Annotated in this window: 17 protein-coding genes; 14 read left to right on the plus strand and 3 right to left on the minus strand. The window is 65.1% G+C overall.

Features of this window, described 5'->3' with window-relative positions; all coding sequences use genetic code 11:
• Window positions 1-88: 88 nt before the first annotated feature.
• Window positions 89-1,582: an NAD-dependent succinate-semialdehyde dehydrogenase gene (locus AXW67_RS33660; protein WP_027550009.1), complete on the minus strand. Its 1,494-nt coding sequence runs from the start codon at window positions 1,580-1,582 to the stop codon at window positions 89-91.
• Between the two features lie 168 nt (window positions 1,583-1,750).
• Window positions 1,751-2,071 (minus strand): hypothetical protein, encoded by a 321-nt coding sequence (locus AXW67_RS33665; protein ID WP_063681396.1) that lies wholly within the window; start codon window positions 2,069-2,071, stop codon window positions 1,751-1,753.
• A gap of 348 nt (window positions 2,072-2,419) precedes the next feature.
• On the opposite strand from AXW67_RS33665, the gene AXW67_RS33670 reads away from it, so the two are divergent.
• Window positions 2,420-3,613, plus strand: a complete 1,194-nt coding sequence (locus AXW67_RS33670) for a serine hydrolase domain-containing protein (RefSeq protein ID WP_063681397.1) — start codon at window positions 2,420-2,422, stop codon at window positions 3,611-3,613.
• 234 nt (window positions 3,614-3,847) lie between these two features.
• Here the strand turns inward: AXW67_RS33670 and AXW67_RS33675 are convergent, their stop codons facing one another.
• Window positions 3,848-4,849, minus strand: a complete 1,002-nt coding sequence (locus AXW67_RS33675) for an adenosine kinase (protein ID WP_063681398.1) — start codon at window positions 4,847-4,849, stop codon at window positions 3,848-3,850.
• A gap of 124 nt (window positions 4,850-4,973) precedes the next feature.
• Between AXW67_RS33675 and murJ the strand changes: the two genes are divergently transcribed.
• The 13 genes from murJ to lnt all read left to right on the plus strand — a co-directional run bounded on the left by murJ (window position 4,974) and on the right by lnt (window position 17,729).
• A complete protein-coding gene (gene murJ, locus AXW67_RS33680; protein ID WP_063681399.1) occupies window positions 4,974-6,509 on the plus strand; it encodes a murein biosynthesis integral membrane protein MurJ in 1,536 nt (511 codons plus the stop codon).
• Between the two features lie 276 nt (window positions 6,510-6,785).
• On the plus strand, window positions 6,786-7,838 hold the full coding sequence (gene trpS, locus AXW67_RS33685; protein ID WP_063681400.1) for a tryptophan--tRNA ligase: 1,053 nt from the start codon (window positions 6,786-6,788) through the stop codon (window positions 7,836-7,838).
• Window positions 7,839-7,946: 108 nt separating this feature from the next.
• Window positions 7,947-8,441: a universal stress protein gene (locus tag AXW67_RS33690; protein ID WP_027550015.1), complete on the plus strand. Its 495-nt coding sequence runs from the start codon at window positions 7,947-7,949 to the stop codon at window positions 8,439-8,441.
• Window positions 8,442-8,607: 166 nt separating this feature from the next.
• Complete coding sequence (locus AXW67_RS33695; RefSeq protein ID WP_063681401.1) at window positions 8,608-9,177, plus strand: NifU family protein; 570 nt, start codon at window positions 8,608-8,610, stop codon at window positions 9,175-9,177.
• Window positions 9,178-9,329: 152 nt separating this feature from the next.
• Complete coding sequence (gene tsaB, locus AXW67_RS33700; RefSeq protein WP_063681402.1) at window positions 9,330-10,025, plus strand: tRNA (adenosine(37)-N6)-threonylcarbamoyltransferase complex dimerization subunit type 1 TsaB; 696 nt, start codon at window positions 9,330-9,332, stop codon at window positions 10,023-10,025.
• Window positions 10,026-10,035: 10 nt separating this feature from the next.
• The gene (gene rimI, locus AXW67_RS33705) at window positions 10,036-10,521 is read left to right on the plus strand and encodes a ribosomal protein S18-alanine N-acetyltransferase (RefSeq protein ID WP_063681403.1); all 486 of its coding nucleotides are present in this window, start codon (window positions 10,036-10,038) and stop codon (window positions 10,519-10,521) included.
• Window positions 10,522-10,558: 37 nt separating this feature from the next.
• A complete protein-coding gene (locus AXW67_RS33710) occupies window positions 10,559-11,011 on the plus strand; it encodes a Fur family transcriptional regulator (RefSeq protein ID WP_027550019.1) in 453 nt (150 codons plus the stop codon).
• Between the two features lie 76 nt (window positions 11,012-11,087).
• Window positions 11,088-11,768 (plus strand): HAD family hydrolase, encoded by a 681-nt coding sequence (locus AXW67_RS33715; protein ID WP_063681404.1) that lies wholly within the window; start codon window positions 11,088-11,090, stop codon window positions 11,766-11,768.
• Window positions 11,769-11,979: 211 nt separating this feature from the next.
• Complete coding sequence (gene miaB, locus AXW67_RS33720; protein WP_063681405.1) at window positions 11,980-13,377, plus strand: tRNA (N6-isopentenyl adenosine(37)-C2)-methylthiotransferase MiaB; 1,398 nt, start codon at window positions 11,980-11,982, stop codon at window positions 13,375-13,377.
• A 64-nt stretch (window positions 13,378-13,441) separates the two neighbouring features.
• Window positions 13,442-14,437 (plus strand): PhoH family protein, encoded by a 996-nt coding sequence (locus AXW67_RS33725; RefSeq protein WP_063681406.1) that lies wholly within the window; start codon window positions 13,442-13,444, stop codon window positions 14,435-14,437.
• Window positions 14,438-14,492: 55 nt separating this feature from the next.
• Window positions 14,493-14,990 carry an rRNA maturation RNase YbeY gene (gene ybeY, locus AXW67_RS33730; RefSeq protein ID WP_063681407.1) on the plus strand — a complete coding sequence of 166 codons (498 nt, stop codon included), beginning with the start codon at window positions 14,493-14,495 and terminating at the stop codon, window positions 14,988-14,990.
• A gap of 13 nt (window positions 14,991-15,003) precedes the next feature.
• A complete protein-coding gene (locus AXW67_RS33735; RefSeq protein ID WP_063681557.1) occupies window positions 15,004-16,119 on the plus strand; it encodes a hemolysin family protein in 1,116 nt (371 codons plus the stop codon).
• Entirely contained in the window at window positions 16,116-17,729 is a 1,614-nt protein-coding gene (gene lnt, locus AXW67_RS33740; protein ID WP_063681408.1) for an apolipoprotein N-acyltransferase, read from the plus strand. Before AXW67_RS33735 ends, lnt begins: the two co-directional genes overlap by 4 nt.
• Window positions 17,730-17,832 lie beyond the last annotated feature (103 nt).

Here is a 17,832-nt window from a genome sequence, read left to right on the forward strand (position 1 = left end):
AAGCCCGGCCATGACGGTGTCGAGGCATCAGCGCACCAAACGCTTCGCGCTACTCGCGGCTGGGTAATCCGCGGCTACGGCGCTACGGTTACACCCCCGCCATCATCACGTATTTGATCTCGACATATTCTTCCATGCCGTGATGCGAGCCCTCGCGTCCCAGGCCGCTCTCCTTGACGCCGCCGAACGGCGCGACTTCCGTCGTGATCAGGCCGGTGTTGACGCCGACCATGCCCGACTCCAGCGCCTCGGCGACGCGCCAGACGCGGCCGAGATCGCGGGAGTAGAAATATGAGGCGAGACCAAACGGCGATGCGTTGCACATCGCGATGACGTCGGCTTCGTCCTTGAAGCGGATCACCGGCGCGAGCGGGCCAAAGGTTTCCTCCTGCGACACCAGCGAGTCCGGCTTGACGTCGGACAGCACGGTCGGCTCGAAGAAGGAGCGCCCGAGCGCACTGCGCTTGCCGCCGGTGACGACCTTGGCACCGCGCTTCACTGCATCGGCGATGTGGCGCTCGATCTTGTCGACCGCTTTCATGTTGATCAGCGGTCCCTGCGTGACGCCGCTCTCGGTGCCATCGCCGATCTTCATCGCCGCAACCTTCTTCGACAGCTTCTGCACGAACTCGTCGTAGATCTTGTCCTGCGCGTAAAGGCGGTTGGCGCAGACGCAGGTCTGGCCCATGTTGCGGTACTTCGAGACGATCGCGCCTTCGACCGCCGCATCGATATCGGCGTCGTCGAACACCACGAACGGCGCGTTGCCGCCGAGTTCCAGGCCGAGCCTCTTCACGCCGACGGAGGCCTGCTGATAGAGAATCTTCCCGACGGCGGTCGAGCCGGTGAAGCCGACGAAGCGCACCGCCGGATGCTCGCACAGCACCTTGCCGATCGGCGGCGCATCGCCGGTGATGATGTTGAACACGCCCTTGGGCACGCCGGCCTTCTCGGCGAGCGCGGCAAGCGCCAGCGCCGACAGCGGCGTTTCGTTCGCGGGCTTCAGCACCACGGTGCAGCCGGCGGCCAACGCCGGCGACACCTTGCGCGTGATCATCGAGTTCGGAAAATTCCATGGCGTGATCGCACCGCAGACGCCGATCGGCTGCTTGATCGCGAGCAGCCGCGCGTCGGGACGCTGCGTCGGGATGGTTTCGCCATAGACGCGACGCGCCTCTTCCGCGAAGAACTCGACATAGGCACCGCCGATATCGACCTCGCCGAGGGCTTCGCTGAGCGGCTTGCCCTGCTCGGAGGTGAGGATCAGCGCGAGATCCTCGCGGTTGGCGACGATCAGCTCAAACCATTTGCGAAGGATGTTAGAGCGCTGCTTGGCGGTGAGTTTCGCCCAGGCCGGGAAGGCGCGCTCGGCGGCTTCGACCGCCTTGGTCGTATCATCCGCCGAAAGCTGCGGGACTTTTGCCAGCTCCACGCCTGTCGCGGGATTGTTCACGGGAAACACCGGCGAACCGACCCAGGCGCCGTCGATGAAGCAGGCCTCCTTCAGGAGCGAGGGGTCCTTCAACCGGTCGCGCAGGGTGGAGGTGGCTTGCGAGGCGCGTGCGGCGGCGGTCGGGGTCATGGCGTTGCTCCTTGGGGCGATCAGATCGGCCCGGAATATAGGGACAGGCGACGCATAATGCACCGCCCCGCAACGCACATCTGCTTGGAATTATGCTGGGAGCGGCGTGACTTATTGTTTGAACATGATCCTTTCGGAAAACCGCTGCACACTTTTCCGGATCATGCTCTAGGCCGCGCCGCTCATATAGGTCTCGCGCCGGCCGATCATGCGCTCGGCTGCGGCCTTGGCGTCGGCCTTGGACGAGGTCGCGCAGGTCCGGTATTCGAGATCGGGAACGTCGGAGGTGTCGCGACGGCCGAACCAGGATTTTGAGCCGACCGGCAGCAGCGCCAGCGCCTGCGCCACATTGTCGACCGCGCCGAAGGAGTAGAGTGCACCGGAGCCGGCGATCCGGACCTCGTAAATGCCGGGCGCGATCGGCGCCTCCAGATTCTCGCCCCGTCCGGGACGGGGATAGCACTTCCATTCGCTCCAGGTCGAAATCATCTCAAGTCCCCTCGCGGCGTATTGCCGCCAAAATTTGCTTCAAGTCTTAACGTCGGGCCGCATCGGTCCGGCGGCAAGCCAAACGTCGCAGCGCACAAAATGTTTCAAGTGCTTCGAAAATTCTCGAAACATATCGTCTTGCCGCCTGAGGGGTCACGGCCAAGTGCGGCCATCCACCGCAGATTGTATCGACGTGTTGCAGTTCGGTCGCCTTGTCGTCCTGCGCAGGGCGTCTGTCGTCAAGTCACGACATCGCGACCGTACGTTAAGGTTGACGCGCTTGCCGCGCGCGATCTGTAGGAGGACAATCCATCGCTTCCAACAATAATCAAACCGGAGGAAACGCGTATGCAAAGTCAAGCGGAGATCGACCAGGTTCTGCGCCAGAAGAGCGACGCCAAGGAAATTCCCGGCGTCGTCGCCATCGCCGCGAGCGGCAACGACGTGATCTACCAAGGCGCATTCGGCAAGCGCGATTTGTCCAAGCCGGATGCGATGACATTGGATAGCGTGTTCTGGATCGCCTCGATGACGAAGGCGGTGACGAGCGCCGGCGCGATGCAACTGGTCGAGCAGGGCAAGCTCTCGCTGGACGCGCCGATCGGATCTCTGCTGCCCGATCTCGCCCAGCCGCAGGTGCTCGAAGGTTTTGATGAGAAGGGCGAGCCGAAGCTGCGGCCGGCGAAGGGCGCGATCACGCTGCGCCAGCTCATGACCCACACCGCCGGCTTCTGCTACGACATGTGGAATGCCGAGTTCGGCGCCTACATGGAGAAAACCGGAACGCCCGGGATCATCACCTGCCAGAACGCGGCGCTGAAGACGCCGATCATGACCGATCCCGGCACGCGCTGGGAGTACGGCACCAACATCGATTTCGTCGGCAAGGCGGTGGAGGCCGCCAGCGGCAAACGCCTCGACGCCTACCTCCGCGACAATCTCTTTGCGCCGCTCGGCATGAGCGACACCGGCTTCAAGATCACCGACAACATGCGCAAGCGCCTGGTCGGCATGCATGCGCGCGGCGAGGACGGCCAGCTCGCCGCGATCCCGTTCGAGCTCGAGCAGGAGCCTGAATTCCACATGGGCGGCGGCGGCCTCTATTCGACCGCGGGCGACTACATCAAGTTCACCCAGATGATCCTGAACAAGGGCCGTGGCAACGGCAACCAGGTGCTGAAGGCGGAGACGGTCGCCATGATGGGACAGAACCAGATGGGCGATCTCAACATGACCAAGATGACCACCGCGGCGCCGATCTACACCAACAGCGTCGATCTCTATCCGGACCAGGCGAAGAAATGGGGCCTGAGCTTCATGATCAACACCGCCAAGACGGCGGAAGGCCGCAGCCCGAACAGTCTCGCCTGGGCCGGCCTCGCCAACACCTATTTCTGGATCGATCCGTCACGCGACGTCGCCGGCGTGATCCTGATGCAGCTGTTGCCGTTCGCCGACGGCAAGTGCCTGGAGGCGTTCGCGGGCTTCGAGCGTGGCGTCTATGCCGGGCTCGATGCGGGGAGCGGAAAGCGCGCGGCATAGGCATCGTCACGGGGACGCTCGCCACGGGTCATGGCCGGGCTCGTCCTGGCCATCCACGTGCAACAGAGACGTGGATGCCCGGGTCAAGCCCGGGCATGACGACCGAGTGTTTGGCCTAAGCGCGCATCTGCCACTACATCGTCATTGCGAGCGCAGCGAAGCAATCCAGAGTCTTTCAGCGGTGACAGTCTGGATTGCTTCGCTGCGCTCGCAATGACCGGGAAAGAGACGAGACTACACTGTCAGCCCGCGCTGCTGGGCGAGCTCTTTCAGCGACACCTGAGGCCGCGCGCCGATGTGCTGGATCACTTCGGCTGCCGCAAGCGCCCCGAGCTCACCGCACTGCTTGTAGGGCAGCTCGCGCGCGAGGCCGAACAGGAAGCCGGCGGCGAAGAGATCGCCGGCGCCGGTGGTGTCGACGACTTGCGCGACCGGAGACGCGGGCGCGGCGACGGCGTCGTCCGGCGACACCACGACGCAGCCCTTCTCGCTGCGGGTGACGACGCCGAGCTTGACGTCGTTGCGGAGCTGCTTGAGCGCAGTGTCGAAATCCGAGCTCATGTAGAGCGAGTGCAGCTCGGACTCGTTGGCGAAGACGATGTCGACGGTGCCGTTGCGCATCAAGGCCAGAAACTCGTCGCGGTAGCGGTCGACGCAGAACGAATCCGACAGCGTCAGCGCTACCTTGCGCTTGGCATCATGCGCGATCTTGGCCGCCTTGACGAAGGCGTCCTTGGCGTTCTTGGGATCCCAGAGATAACCCTCGAGATAGACGATGCCGGCGCTGGCGATCTCGGCAGGATCGATGTCGGCGGGCGACAGGTCCTGTGCGGCGCCGAGATAGGTGTTCATGGTGCGCTCGCCGTCGCCCGTCACCAGGATGTAGGAGCAGCCGGTGGCGGGACCGTCCTTCGCGGCGGGCGTGTTGAAGGCAACGCCGGCGGCACGGATGTCGTGCATATAGAGATTGCCGATCTGGTCGTCCTTGACCTTGCCGACATAGGCCGCGCGCGCGCCCAAGCTGCCGATGCCGACGATGGTGTTGGCGGCCGAACCGCCCGAGACCTCGGTCGCCGGCCCCATGTCCTTGTAGATGGCCGCAGCGCGCGCCTCATCGATCAGGGACATGCTGCCCTTGGTCATGCCGTGCCTGGCGAGAAAAGCCTCATCGGTTCTGACCAGCACGTCGAACAGCGCGTTGCCGATGCCCAAGACGTCATATTTCGCGTCAGCCATTCACTTTGATCCTGTTGCCCGATTGCGATCTTGCGGGAAATCCGCTTCCTGTTCGGCTCGAAATCCGGCTCGCGGCCTATCACGTTCGGCCCGGCGCGAGCAAGCAACGGTATTATAACGAGCAATGATCCGCTCCTTCCTGACCGTCTCGACGGGAACACTGGCCTCGCGGCTGCTGGGCTTTGCGCGCGATTCCCTGATCGCGGCACTGCTCGGCACCGGCGCCGTGGCGGACGCGTTCCTGGCAGCCTTCCAGCTCGTCAACGTGGTCCGGCGCCTGCTCAGCGAGGGCGCGCTCAACGCCGCCCTGATTCCGGCCTGGCTCGGCGTGCGAGCCCGCGACGGCGAGGCGGCCGCGGCCGCCTTCGCGGGGCGCGTGCTCGGCACGGTCAGCGTGGCCCTGATCGCAGCCTCGCTTCTCATCGCGCTCGTGATGCCGCTGATCGTCACGGTCATCGCGCCCGGCTTTCTCGGCAGCGAGACGCGCGACCTCGCCGTCGAGAATGCGCGGCTGATGCTGCCTTATCTCGCCTTTGCAGGTCCCGTCACGGTGCTGATGGGACTGCTCAACGCGCAAGGCCGTTTTGCACTGACGGCGTTTTCGCCGCTGCTGTTCAACATCGCCTTGATCGCCGCGATCGCGGCGCTCCTTCTTTGGCAGGCCGACGCCGGCCTCGCCGGCTGGGCGCTGGCGGCCACCGTCGGCATCGCCGGCCTGCTGCAATTGCTGATGCTGCTGTCGCAGCGAAGCGCGAGTCTCGCGACACCGTTGCGCGTGAGCTTCGACAAGGAGATGCGCGGCTTCTTTGCGAAAGCAATCCCCGGCATGCTCGCAAGCTCGGGGCCGCAATGGCTGATGGTGGCCGGCGCCATCATCGCCTCGGCAACACCGTCCGCCGTTTCCTGGCTCTATTTCGCCAACCGCCTGGTCGAGCTGCCGCTCGGCATCGTCGGCGTCGCCATGGGCACCGTGCTGGTGCCGGAGCTGACGCGCGCGGTCGCTAGCAGCGACCGCCGCGCGGTGGCGCATGCGGAATCGCGCGCGCTCGAGCTCGCCGCCGGATTGGCATTGCCGGCGACGCTCGGCCTGATCGTGCTGGCCGAGCCGATCGTGCGGCTGCTGTTCGAGCACGGCGCCTTCGGCGCCGACGACAGCACGGCGACAGCGCATGCGCTGATGGGGCTGGCGCTGGGCCTGCCGGCGCATGTGCTGATCAAGGCGCTGTCCCCCGCCTTCTACGCCCGCAGCGACACGATGACGCCGCTCCTGGCAACGACCAAGGGGTTTGTGGTCGCGGTCGCGCTGGCAGTCGTTCTCGGCCATTTCTTCGGCGCGACCGGAATTGCCGCGAGCATCGCGGCCGGCGCCTGGAGCAGCGCGTTCTCGCTGCTCCGCAAGGGCACCACCGAATTCGGCTTTAACGCCGACGAAGCCGCCCAAAGGCGGCTGCCGCGGATCGTGCTCGCCGCGCTCGTCATGGGCGGCCTGCTCTGGTTGACTTCCGGTCTTGTGCACCCCGGCAGCCACGGCCTCGTCAAGTTCATCGCGCTGGGCTTGCAGATCGCGGCAGGGATCGTCGTCTACGGCCTGCTCCTGCAAATCCTCGGCGTCGCCTCCTGGCGCGAAACGGTTCACGCCCTGAAGCGGCCGGTCACTTAGGGTGGCACATCGGGGGGCTCTTCACCTCTCCCATGGGGAGAGGTCGATTTGCGCAGCAAATCGGGTGAGGGGTCCGGTCCCTCGATAGAGCCTAGCCCCTCACCCGCGCCTTCGGCCATAGCCGAAGCTTTGCTTCGGCGTCGTTTTTAAGAACGGCCGCCGTATGGCGGCCTGTGCTCTCCCTATGGGAGAGGTGTAATTGCCCTTGACGGGGCTGCGCCGCTGTTGGAAACGACGGCCCACTACCTCAGGGAAGGCTTGCCAGGAAAACTAACCATGCCATTCGTTGAACGGGTCTTTTCGGGCGTCCAGCCGACGGGCAATCTGCATCTCGGCAATTATCTCGGCGCGATCGTCAACTTCGTGAAGATGCAGGAGACCCACAACTGCATCTATTGCGTCGTCGACATGCACGCGATCACGCAGGGCGTCGACGTCTGGGGCGGGCCGGCCGAGCTCGCGCGCAACACCCGCGAGGTGACCGCAGCGTTCATCGCGAGCGGCATCGATCCGAAGAAGCACATCGTGTTCAACCAGAGCCAGGTCTCGGGCCATGCCGAGCTGGCCTGGATCTTCAACTGCGTCGCGCGCCTGGGCTGGCTCAACCGCATGACGCAGTTCAAGGAGAAGGCCGGCAAGGATCGCGAGAACGTCTCGGTCGGGCTCTACGACTATCCCGTGCTGATGGCGGCCGACATCCTGCTGTACCGCGCCACCCACGTGCCGGTCGGCGAGGACCAGAAGCAGCATCTCGAGCTCTCGCGCGACATCGCGCAGAAGTTCAACAACGATTTCGGCGACTCCATCCGCAGCCACGGCGGCAATGACGGCCTGTTCTTCCCGCTGCCAGAACCCTTCATCACGGGACCGGCGACGCGCGTGATGAGCCTGCGCGATGGCACCAAGAAAATGTCGAAGTCCGATGCGTCGGACTATTCGCGCATCAACCTGACCGACGACGCCGACACCATCGCGCAGAAGGTGCGCAAGGCGAAGACCGATCCGGAACCGCTGCCGACCGAGGAGAAGGGTCTGGAAGCGCGCCCCGAGGCTGACAATCTCGTCGGCATCTTCGCAGCGCTCTCAGGCCGCACAAAGGCGGAGGTGCTGCGCGATTTCGGTGGCGGCCAGTTCTCCAGCTTCAAGAACGCGCTGGTGGATCTCTGCGTCACGAAGCTGGCGCCTATCGCCGGCGAGATGAAGCGCCTCGTCGCCGACCCCGGCCATATCGATGCGATCCTGAACGACGGCTCCGACCGGGCGCGCGTGATCGCCGACGAGACCATGAAGCTCTCGAAGGACATCGTCGGCTTCATCCGCCGACGTTGATTGCCACGCTCGCAAAATGCGGCCTGCGCCACGGCGCCGGCCGTTTCCCCTCTCCCAAAGAGTGAGGGAGTGTGGCAGCATGTCGAGCAGGGACACGCCGGGACATGCATGACCAGCACGCGACGATGCTTCGAGCCGGGTCACAAGCCAAAATGCCTCGTCATTGTTGACGACACCGCCGAATGGGATCGCGCGGTCTATTTCGCCAGCCGCTGGGCGATCCGCGCCGATGGCGGCGTGGTGATGCTGCGCATCATCGAGCCCGAGCAGCAGAACCAGGAATGGCTCGGCGTTGCCGAGATCATGCGTGCCGAGGCGCATGAGGCGGCGAACGCAGCGCTCGACCGCGCCGCCGGTCGCGCCAACGGCATCGCCGCGATCACGCCGGAGCGGGTGATCCGGGAAGGCAGCGCGATGGAACAGCTCCTCGAGGTGATCGACGAGGATCCGGACATCGCCATGCTGGTGCTGGCCGCAAGTCCCGGCGCGGAAGGCCCGGGTCCGCTGGTTGCCCTGCTCGCGCATGAGGTGGGCACGTTCCCGATCCCGGTGACGATCATCTCGGGCGCGCTGAGCGACCAAAGCGTGGATTCGCTGTCGTAGCTTACCCTGCCCTGGAGGCCCCTGGAGGGGCGGGTGAAGCGGCTGCATAAGCCTATGAAATTTCTACCGAACTGCCGTGATGCCCCTTGATCGTGCGTTCCCCGTCGCCATCTGCTAGTTGATAGCTCACGCGCCGGCCTTGAACCGGCGACGTCCGGAGAAAACCATGTTCATTCAGACCGAAGCCACCCCCAATCCCGCTACGCTAAAGTTCATTCCCGGCCGCGTCGTGCTCGACGGCGGCCCGATGGAATTTTCGACCCGCGAGGCCGCCGCGCGCTCGCCGCTCGCCGAAAAGCTGTTCGACGTGCCAGGCGTCACCGGCGTGTTCTACGGATCAGACTTCATCACCGTGACCAAAGCCGGCGGTGAATGGCAGCAGCTCAAGCCCGCGATTCTCGGCGCCATCATGGAGCACTACATGTCGGGCGTGCCGCTGCTCGCCGACGGTGCGGCGCCGAGCGATGCTGATCTCGACGGCGCGGACGAGTTCTTCGACGAGGCCGATGCCGAGACGGTCGACATGATCAAGGACCTGATCGAGACCCGCGTGCGGCCGGCGGTCGCCAATGACGGCGGCGACATCACCTTCCGCGGCTTCAAGGACGGCATCGTCTATCTCAACATGAAGGGCGCCTGCTCCGGCTGCCCGTCATCGACCGCGACGCTCCAGCACGGCATCCAGAACCTGCTCAAGCACTTCGTGCCCGACGTGGTCGAAGTCCGGCCGATGTGAGTTGGGCGATCGAGGCACTGAATTCCATCATGCCCGGGCTTGTCCCGGGCATCGACGTTTTTGGGCCGCAAAGTCGTGGATGGCCGGGTCGAGCCCGGCCACGACGGCCAGAACCTTGGGCATCATCCGATTGCCAATGCTATGATTGCTTCATGTTGATCCTCGCCATCGATACCGCGCTCGAAGCCTGCGCAGCCGCCGCCCTTGATACCGATGCAGGCGAGCTCCTTGCACAGGAGCAGGTTCCCATGAAGCGCGGCCACGCCGAAGCCTTGATGCCGATGATCGCGCGCGTCATGCAATCGGCCAATCTCTCCTTCACCGCGCTCGACCGCGTTGCCGTCACTGTCGGTCCCGGAAGTTTCACCGGCTTGCGCGTCGGCATTTCGGCTGCGCGCGGAATCGCGCTGGCGGCCAAGCGGCCTGCCGTCGGGCTGACAACGTTGTCGGCTTATGCTGCGGCCATCGTCGACCGGAATGGATCGGCGCCCGTGATCTCTGCGATCGATGCGCGGCATGATCACGTCTATTTCCAGATCGTCGCCGGCGACGGCAGCCAGCTGGTGCCGCCGAAAGTGGCCCCTATCGACGAAGCGATCGCGGCCTCGCAATTCGGCGCGCCGCATCTGGTTGGCAATGCTGCAAAGATCCTCGCGGACCGCTGGCCGACGGTTATGCCGCAACCCGTTGCCGTCGACGCGCAAGGCGCGCCCGACATCGGCTGGGTCGCATGGCTCGGCGCCGCGGCCGATCCCGACGCCACGCCGGCGCGGCCGTTCTACCTGCGCGCGCCCGATGCCAAGCCGGCGGCGATGCCACAGCTCGCAGTCCAAGCCGCAACCTCATGATGCCAACCTCATGATGCGATGGTTGTCGGAATGGTGGCGCGGCGGCACTGCCGCCGTCGAGCCCGCTTTCGCGCGCGATGCGGCGCGGCTGGCGCAGCTTCACGGCGCATCCTTCGCGCACGGTTGGGGCGAAGGCGAGTTCGAGACCATGATCAGCGAGCGCAACACGCTGGTCCATCGCCTGCGCCTGGGCCGCAAGATCATCGGCTTTGCGGTGTCGCGGATCGGCGCGGATGAGGCGGAAATCCTCTCCATCGCGGTCGACAAGGGCCAGCGTGGCCACGGCCTCTCACGCACGCTGCTGATGACCCATCTCGGCCATCTCGCGGGGCGCGGCGTCCGTACTATATTTCTGGAAGTCGAGGAGAATAACCAGCCGGCGCGCCGGCTCTACGATCGCGCCGGATTCGTGGTGGTGGGACGCCGCGAACGCTACTATAAGCAGCCGAACGGGGAACATTTGAACGCACTTCTGATGCGGCGTGACTTGTCGTAACATTGGTGGCAAGAAGCGCCTGCCAGGCAGACACCCTATGACCGTACTGAAATCTTCCGCGACCAAGACGACCGGCATCGAAGCGCGATGTGCCGCAACCGGCATGCGCATGACCGAGCAGCGCCGCGTCATCGCCCGCGTGCTCGCCGAGGCGATGGATCATCCCGACGTCGAGGAACTCTACCGGCGCTGCGTCGCCGTGGACGACAAGATCTCGATCTCGACCGTTTATCGAACCGTAAAACTGTTCGAAGATGCCGGCATCATCGAGCGCCACGATTTCCGCGAGGGCCGCGCACGCTACGAGCAGATGCGCGACAGCCATCACGACCACCTCATCAATCTGCGCGACGGCAAGGTGATCGAGTTCACCTCCGAAGAAATCGAGAAGCTGCAGGCGGAAATCGCGCGCAAGCTCGGCTACAAGCTCGTCGATCACCGCCTCGAGCTCTATTGCGTCCCGCTCGACGACGACAAGCCCACTTCTTGAGCATGATCTCCGCGCAAACGCGTTCCGCGTTTGTCGCGAGGGAAAACCGCACGACACTTTTCCGGATCATGCTGTAGTGCCGATAGACCTCATCATCTTCGATTGCGACGGTGTGCTGGTCGACAGTGAGGTGATCTCCTGTCGCGCGCACGCCGACGTGCTGACACGGCACGGCTATCCGATCACGTCGGAGCAGGTGTTCGAGCGCTTCCTCGGCCGCTCCACGCGGCAGGCCAATCTCGAGATCGAAACCGAGCTCGGCCGCAAGCTGCCCGAGGCCTATCATGGCGAACTGCAGGACGAGCTGTTCCGCTCATTCGAGGCCGACCTCGCTGCAATCCGCGGCATCCACGACACGCTTGATGTCGTCACGCAAGCCGTCTGCGTTGCCTCGAGCGGCTCGCATCAACGCATGCAGGTGAGCCTCGGAAGCACCGGACTTTATGAGCGTCTCGCGCCCAACATCTTCTCCGCCTCGCAAGTGAAGAACGGCAAGCCGGCGCCGGACCTGTTCCTGTTTGCGGCTGCCGAAATGGGAGTACCACCGCACCGCTGCGTCGTGATCGAGGATAGCCTCGCCGGGATAGCCGGTGCCCGGGCCGCCGGCATGACCGTGTTCGGCTTCCACGGCGGCAGCCATTGCCCGCCGGGTCATGCCGCCATTCTGCGCGCCGCCGGCGCCGCGATAACCTTTGACGATATGCGGCAATTGCCGGAACTGATCCGCCGGGTCGAGGCGGAAGCGCTGGCGGGCTAAATCGGCCCCTGACCATCATTCCGGGGCAATGCGCCAGGACCGCGCAGAACGCGACCCCGAGCATCGAACCCGGAATCTCGCTCCAAAACCTCTGGATTCCGGGTTCTCGCTGACGTGCGCCCCGGAATGACGTGTTTTGGACGCCCAATCGCTGGATTTTCACCCCACCAGCCTATATCTGGGGGCCGTCCTCCACCTCAATCCGGGTTCCATGAAGCCGCCGCGCAAGCTGCACATCAAATCATATGGCTGCCAGATGAACGTCTACGATGCCCAGCGCATGGTGGACACGCTGGCTCCGGAAGGATTCGTGGAGACGGCGAGCGCCGAGGACGCCGACCTCGTCATCCTCAACACCTGCCATATCCGCGAGAAGGCTTCCGAAAAGGTCTATTCCGAGCTCGGCCGCCTGCGCGTCGCCAAGGACGAGGCCGCTCGCGAGGGCCGCACGATGCAAATCGCGGTCGCGGGCTGCGTGGCGCAGGCCGAAGGCGAGGAAATCGTGCGCCGTGCGCCGGTGGTCGACGTCGTGGTCGGCCCGCAGAGCTATCATCATCTGCCGGAGCTGTTGAAGCGCGCAGGCGACGAAGGCCGCGCGATCGAGACCGAATTTCCGGCCGAGGACAAGTTCGGCTTCCTCGCCCAGCCGAAACCCGATGCGATCCGCGCGCGCGGCATTTCCGCCTTCGTCACGGTGCAGGAAGGCTGCGACAAGTTCTGCACCTTCTGCGTCGTGCCGTACACGCGCGGCGCCGAAGTCTCGCGCCCCGTGGCGAAGATTCTCGACGACGTGAAGCGGCTCGCCGACAACGGCGTGCGCGAGCTCACGCTGATCGGGCAGAACGTCAACGCCTATCACGGCGAGGGACCCGACGGAAAAAGCTGGCCGCTCGGCAAACTGCTCGAGCGCCTCGCCCAGGTTCCGGGGATTGCGCGGCTGCGCTATTCGACCAGCCACCCCCGCGACGTCGATGACAGTTTGATTGCAGCCCATCGCGATCTCGATTCGCTGATGCCGTTCGTCCACCTGCCGGTGCAATCTGGCTCGGACCGCATTCTGGCGGCCATGAACCGCAAACATACCGCCGATGATTATCGGCGTGTCATCGACCGATTCCGTACCGCGCGCCAAGGCATTGCTTTTTCATCGGATTTTATCGTCGGTTTTCCCGGTGAAACGGAGCAAGATTTTCGCGCCACTCTCGCGCTTGTCGCACAAATCGGCTACGCTGCAGCTTATTCGTTCAAGTATTCCGCCCGGCCGGGAACGCCGGCCGCGGACATGCAGGAGACGGTGTCCCCGGCCGAAATGGACCAGCGATTGGAGCGGCTCCAGGAACTGATCGACAGCCAGCAATCGGCCTTCAACAAGGCCGCGATCGGCACAACCGTCGACGTGTTGTTCGAGCGCGCCGCGCGCAATGCTGGCCAGATCGTCGGCCGTACCGCCTATTTGCAGCCCGCTCATGTGATCGCATCGGCCGACATCGTCGGACAGATCCTGCCGGTCCGGATCGGCAGCCTCGAGCGCTACAGCCTTTTGGGTGAACTCGTGACGCAGCATCCTGCGCACGCGCCCGCTTTATCGCCAATCGCCACTGGAGCCTGAACCCTTGCCAAAAAGCGCATCGGATTCGCCTTCTTTCGCTCCCAGCCGCAAATTTGACCGCGACATGCAAGTTCCGCCCGAGACCCAGGTCGTCATCGACTTCGACGACAATCGCGCCGCATCCGCGCTGGTCGGCCCCTACGGCCAGAACCTCGCACAGATCGAGCGGCGGCTCGGCGTCGTCGTCGACTCCAAGGGCAACCACATCACCATCGGCGGCACGCGCGACGGCTGCGATGCCGCGCGCCGCGTGCTCGAGACGCTCTATGCCCAGGCCGTGAAGGGACAGGATCTCGACCAGGGCGAGGTCGAAGGCGCGATCCGCGCCGTGATCGCGCAGGGCTCGCTGTTCGAGTTCGACGCCAAGTCGGCCAAGGCGACCTTCGAGAGCATCAATTTGCGCAAGCGCCCGGTACGCGCACGCACCGCCGCGCAAGATTCCTACATCCGCGCGCTGAAGCGGCACGAGCTGGTGTTCGGGATCGGCCCCGCCGGCACCGGCAAGACCTGGCTCGCGGTGGCGCATGCTGCGCAACTGTTCGAGCGCAAGGAGGTCGACAAGATCATCCTGTCGCGCCCGGCGGTGGAAGCCGGCGAGCGGCTCGGCTTTTTGCCGGGCGATCTCCGCGAGAAGGTCGATCCCTATCTGCGTCCGATCTACGACGCGCTCTACGACCTCATGGACGCCCGCATCGTCGAACGCGCGCTGCAGACCGGCGAGATCGAGATCGCGCCGCTCGCCTTCATGCGGGGCCGCACGCTGACCAATGCCATCATCATCCTGGACGAGGCGCAGAACACAACGTCGATGCAGATGAAGATGTTCCTGACCCGTCTCGGCGAGAACAGCCGTATGATCGTGACCGGCGATCCCTCGCAGATCGACCTGCCGAACGGCCAGACCTCGGGCCTGCAGGAAGCGACCCGCCTGCTCGACGGTGTCGAGGGCATCGCGCAAGTTCGTTTCACCGCCGAAGACGTGATCCGCCACGAGCTCGTGGCGCGGATCGTCGCCGCCTATGAAGGCTCGGCCCAGCGGCCGGCCGCGGGCAAGTCATAACGGGACACAGCCGGATCCGGGCCGCGAAGAAAAGCAGTCCGCTCCGAATAACACCATGTCGCACTCCAACCTGCCCACCACCGAGGTCCTCGTCGTCGCCGATTGCTGGCAGGGCGAGCCCGAAGCCGACGCCGTGATCCAGCGCGCGATCGCCGCCGCGGCCGAGTCGGTCGATGAGGATGTCGCGGAGGCGGAAGTGGCGGTCATGCTGACCGATGATGCCGGTATCCGCACGCTCAACAGCAACTGGCGCGGCATCGACAAGCCGACCAACGTGCTGTCGTTTCCGGCACTGCAGCCCGAAGGCGAATGGAAACCGGGCGATGCACCGCGCATGCTCGGCGACATCGCCATCGCCTACGAGACCATGCGGCGCGAGGCTGACGAGGACCAGAAACCTTTCGAGCACCATTTGAGTCACCTCGCCGTGCACGGGTTTTTGCACCTGATTGGCTACGACCACGAAAACGACGACGACGCGGAGGAAATGGAAGCGCTCGAGCAGCAGATCCTGGCGCATCTCGGCATCCCCGACCCCTATGCAGAGCGCTGACGGATTGATTGAGATGGCGGATTCCGAACCGACCCACGACAATCCACGCAACACCCGCAACCTGCCGGCGGTGGTAACGCCCGGCGAGGTCCTGCGACCGACCGCGGAAGGCTGGCTGCTGCGCGCGATCCGGACGCTGTTCGGCTGGAAGGCGGGATCGGTGCGCGACGATCTCCAGGTGGTGCTCGACGCCACCACGCCCGACGACACCGGTTTCTCCGCTGTCGAGCGCACCATGCTGCGCAACATCCTCAGTTTGCACGAGCGCCGCATCGCCGATGTCATGGTGCATCGCGCCGACATCGTCGCGGTGAAGAACGACATCCCGCTCGGCGAGCTGATGGACCGTTTCGAGAGCGCCGGTCATTCGCGCCTCGTGGTCTACAACGAGACGCTCGACGATCCCGTCGGCATCGTCCACATCCGCGACCTGCTCACCTTCATGACTGCGCGGGCACGCGTGTCGGAGGCGACCAAGGCCAAGCGCAAGAAGCCGCTGCCGGCCGGTCTCGACCTGCGCGCCGTCGACCTCGCGCTGCCGCTGCAGGACGCGCATATCATCCGCAAGCTGCTCTACGTGCCGCCGTCGATGCGGGCGATCGATCTGCTCGCGCAGATGCAGGCGACACGCATCCATCTCGCGCTGGTGGTCGACGAATATGGCGGTAGTGATGGCCTCGTCTCGCTCGAGGACATCGTCGAGCAGATCGTCGGCGAGATCGACGACGAGCACGACAGCGACGAGCCGCCGTCGATCGTCCGTCTGCCCGACAACACCTTCATCGCCGATGCGCGCGCCAGTCTCGACGACGTCCGCTCGGTGATCGGTACGGATTTCGTCACCGGCGAAGCGGGCGAAGAGGTGGAGACACTCGGCGGCTATCTCGTCAGCTTCGTCGGCCGCCTGCCGGTCCGCGGGGAGGTGATCTCGGGCCCCGGCAATTACGAGGTCGAGGTGCTCGATGCCGATCCGCGCCGCGTCAAGCGGCTGCGCATCTCGACGCGGAAGGAGCGTCCTGCGCCGCGCACCCAGCGCGAGAGCCGCCGCCGCGAGGTGCCGCCGGACGCTGGCCAACCGCCGGCCGGCGACGCACCCACGCCGCCGAGCGACGGGGCCGGCACCCCGTGAACCTCACTCAACGACTGCGGACGATCGCGCTCGCCATCATCCTGACCTGGGGTTGGAAGCGCGCCCTCATTGCGATGGCGGCCGGCGCCCTGTCGGTGCTGGCGCTGGCGCCGTTCAACGCCTGGCCGGTGCTGTTCGTCACCTTCCCGGTGCTGGTCTGGCTGATCGACGGTTCCGGCGGCGGGCGATTCGGTGGCGTCCCCGCGGCGGCGCTGACCGGCTACTGGTTCGGGCTCGGCTATTTCGTTCCCGGTCTCTACTGGATCGGTTACGCCTTTTTCGTCGAAGCTGACGTCTTTGCCTGGCTGACCCCCTTCGCCGTGCTGGGCCTGCCGGCCTATCTTGCGATCTTCACGGCGATCGGATTCGCGCTGGCGCGCCTGCTCTGGACCAAGGATGCCACGCGCGTGCTCGCGCTCGCCGCAAGCCTCACGGTCAGCGAATGGCTGCGCGGGCACGTGCTGACCGGCTTTCCCTGGAACGCCTTCGGCTATGCGCTGTCGGAACCGCTGCCGCTGGCGCAGACGGCATCTCTGATCGGCCTGTGGGGCATGACGTTCCTCACCGTTGCGATCTTTGCGAGCCCCGCGGCGCTGATCGACCGCACGCCGGACAAACGCGTGGCGTGGCGTGCGCCGGCGGCGGCGGTCGCGCTGCTGATCGTCATGGGCATTTTCGGCACCATCCGCCTGTCGCTGCATCCGACCACGATGGTCGCCGGCGCCAAGCTGCGCCTGATGCAGCCGAACCTCCAGCAGGACGCAAAATTCAACTACGCCGCCAAGGCGGAGGTGATGAAGAAATACCTCTCGCTGTCGGACCGCTCCTCCGGACCGCAGTCGACCGGCGTGCGCGATGCCACCATCCTGATCTGGCCGGAATCCGCCTTTCCGTTCTTCCTGACCCGCGAAGCCGACGCGATGGCCGAGATCGCCGAACTCCTGCCCAAGGGGACGGTGCTGATCACCGGATCGGTTCGTGCTCCTGACCTGCCGCCGGGCAAGCCGATCACGCGCGCCTACAATTCGATCTATGTGATCGACCACGACGGCAGCGTGCTCGCGGTCTACGACAAACTCCATCTGGTGCCGTTCGGAGAATTTCTTCCCTTCCAGGGCCTGATGGAGAAGCTCGGTTTCGAGCAACTGACGCGCGTGCGCGGCGGTTTTATTCCGGGTACCGTGCGGCACGCGCTGCCGATCCCGGGCGCGCCGCGTGCGCTACCACTGATCTGCTATGAGGCGATCTTTCCCGGTGACGTCGCGGCACGCGACGAACGTCCAGGCTGGATCGTGAACCTCACCAATGACGGCTGGTTCGGCATCTCGACCGGCCCCTACCAGCATCTGGAGCAGGCGCGGATGCGCGCCATCGAGCTCGGACTGCCGCTGGTTCGCTCCGCAAATACCGGCGTGTCGGCGGTGATCGATCCGGTGGGGCGCACCATCGCCAGCCTCGGCCTCGGGATCGAAGGCATTTTGGATGCAAGTCTGCCTGCCGCGATCCCACCGACCATCTATGCGCGGGTTGGCGACATCCCCGCGGCCATGCTCGTCGCGCTGGCCGTGATTCTCGCAGTGCGGCGACGTGTTGCCAAACGGCACCCCTGATCGCGCGGTATTCGGCGCGGTTCCTGGAAACCTTTGACAACCGTAGTCCCACGGTTGACAGACCGCTGGCAGCCTCCGCATTCTGGTCGTGCTGCAGCAAGAC

Source organism: Bradyrhizobium neotropicale, assembly GCF_001641695.1.
Taxonomy (GTDB): Bacteria; Pseudomonadota; Alphaproteobacteria; order Rhizobiales; family Xanthobacteraceae; genus Bradyrhizobium; species Bradyrhizobium neotropicale.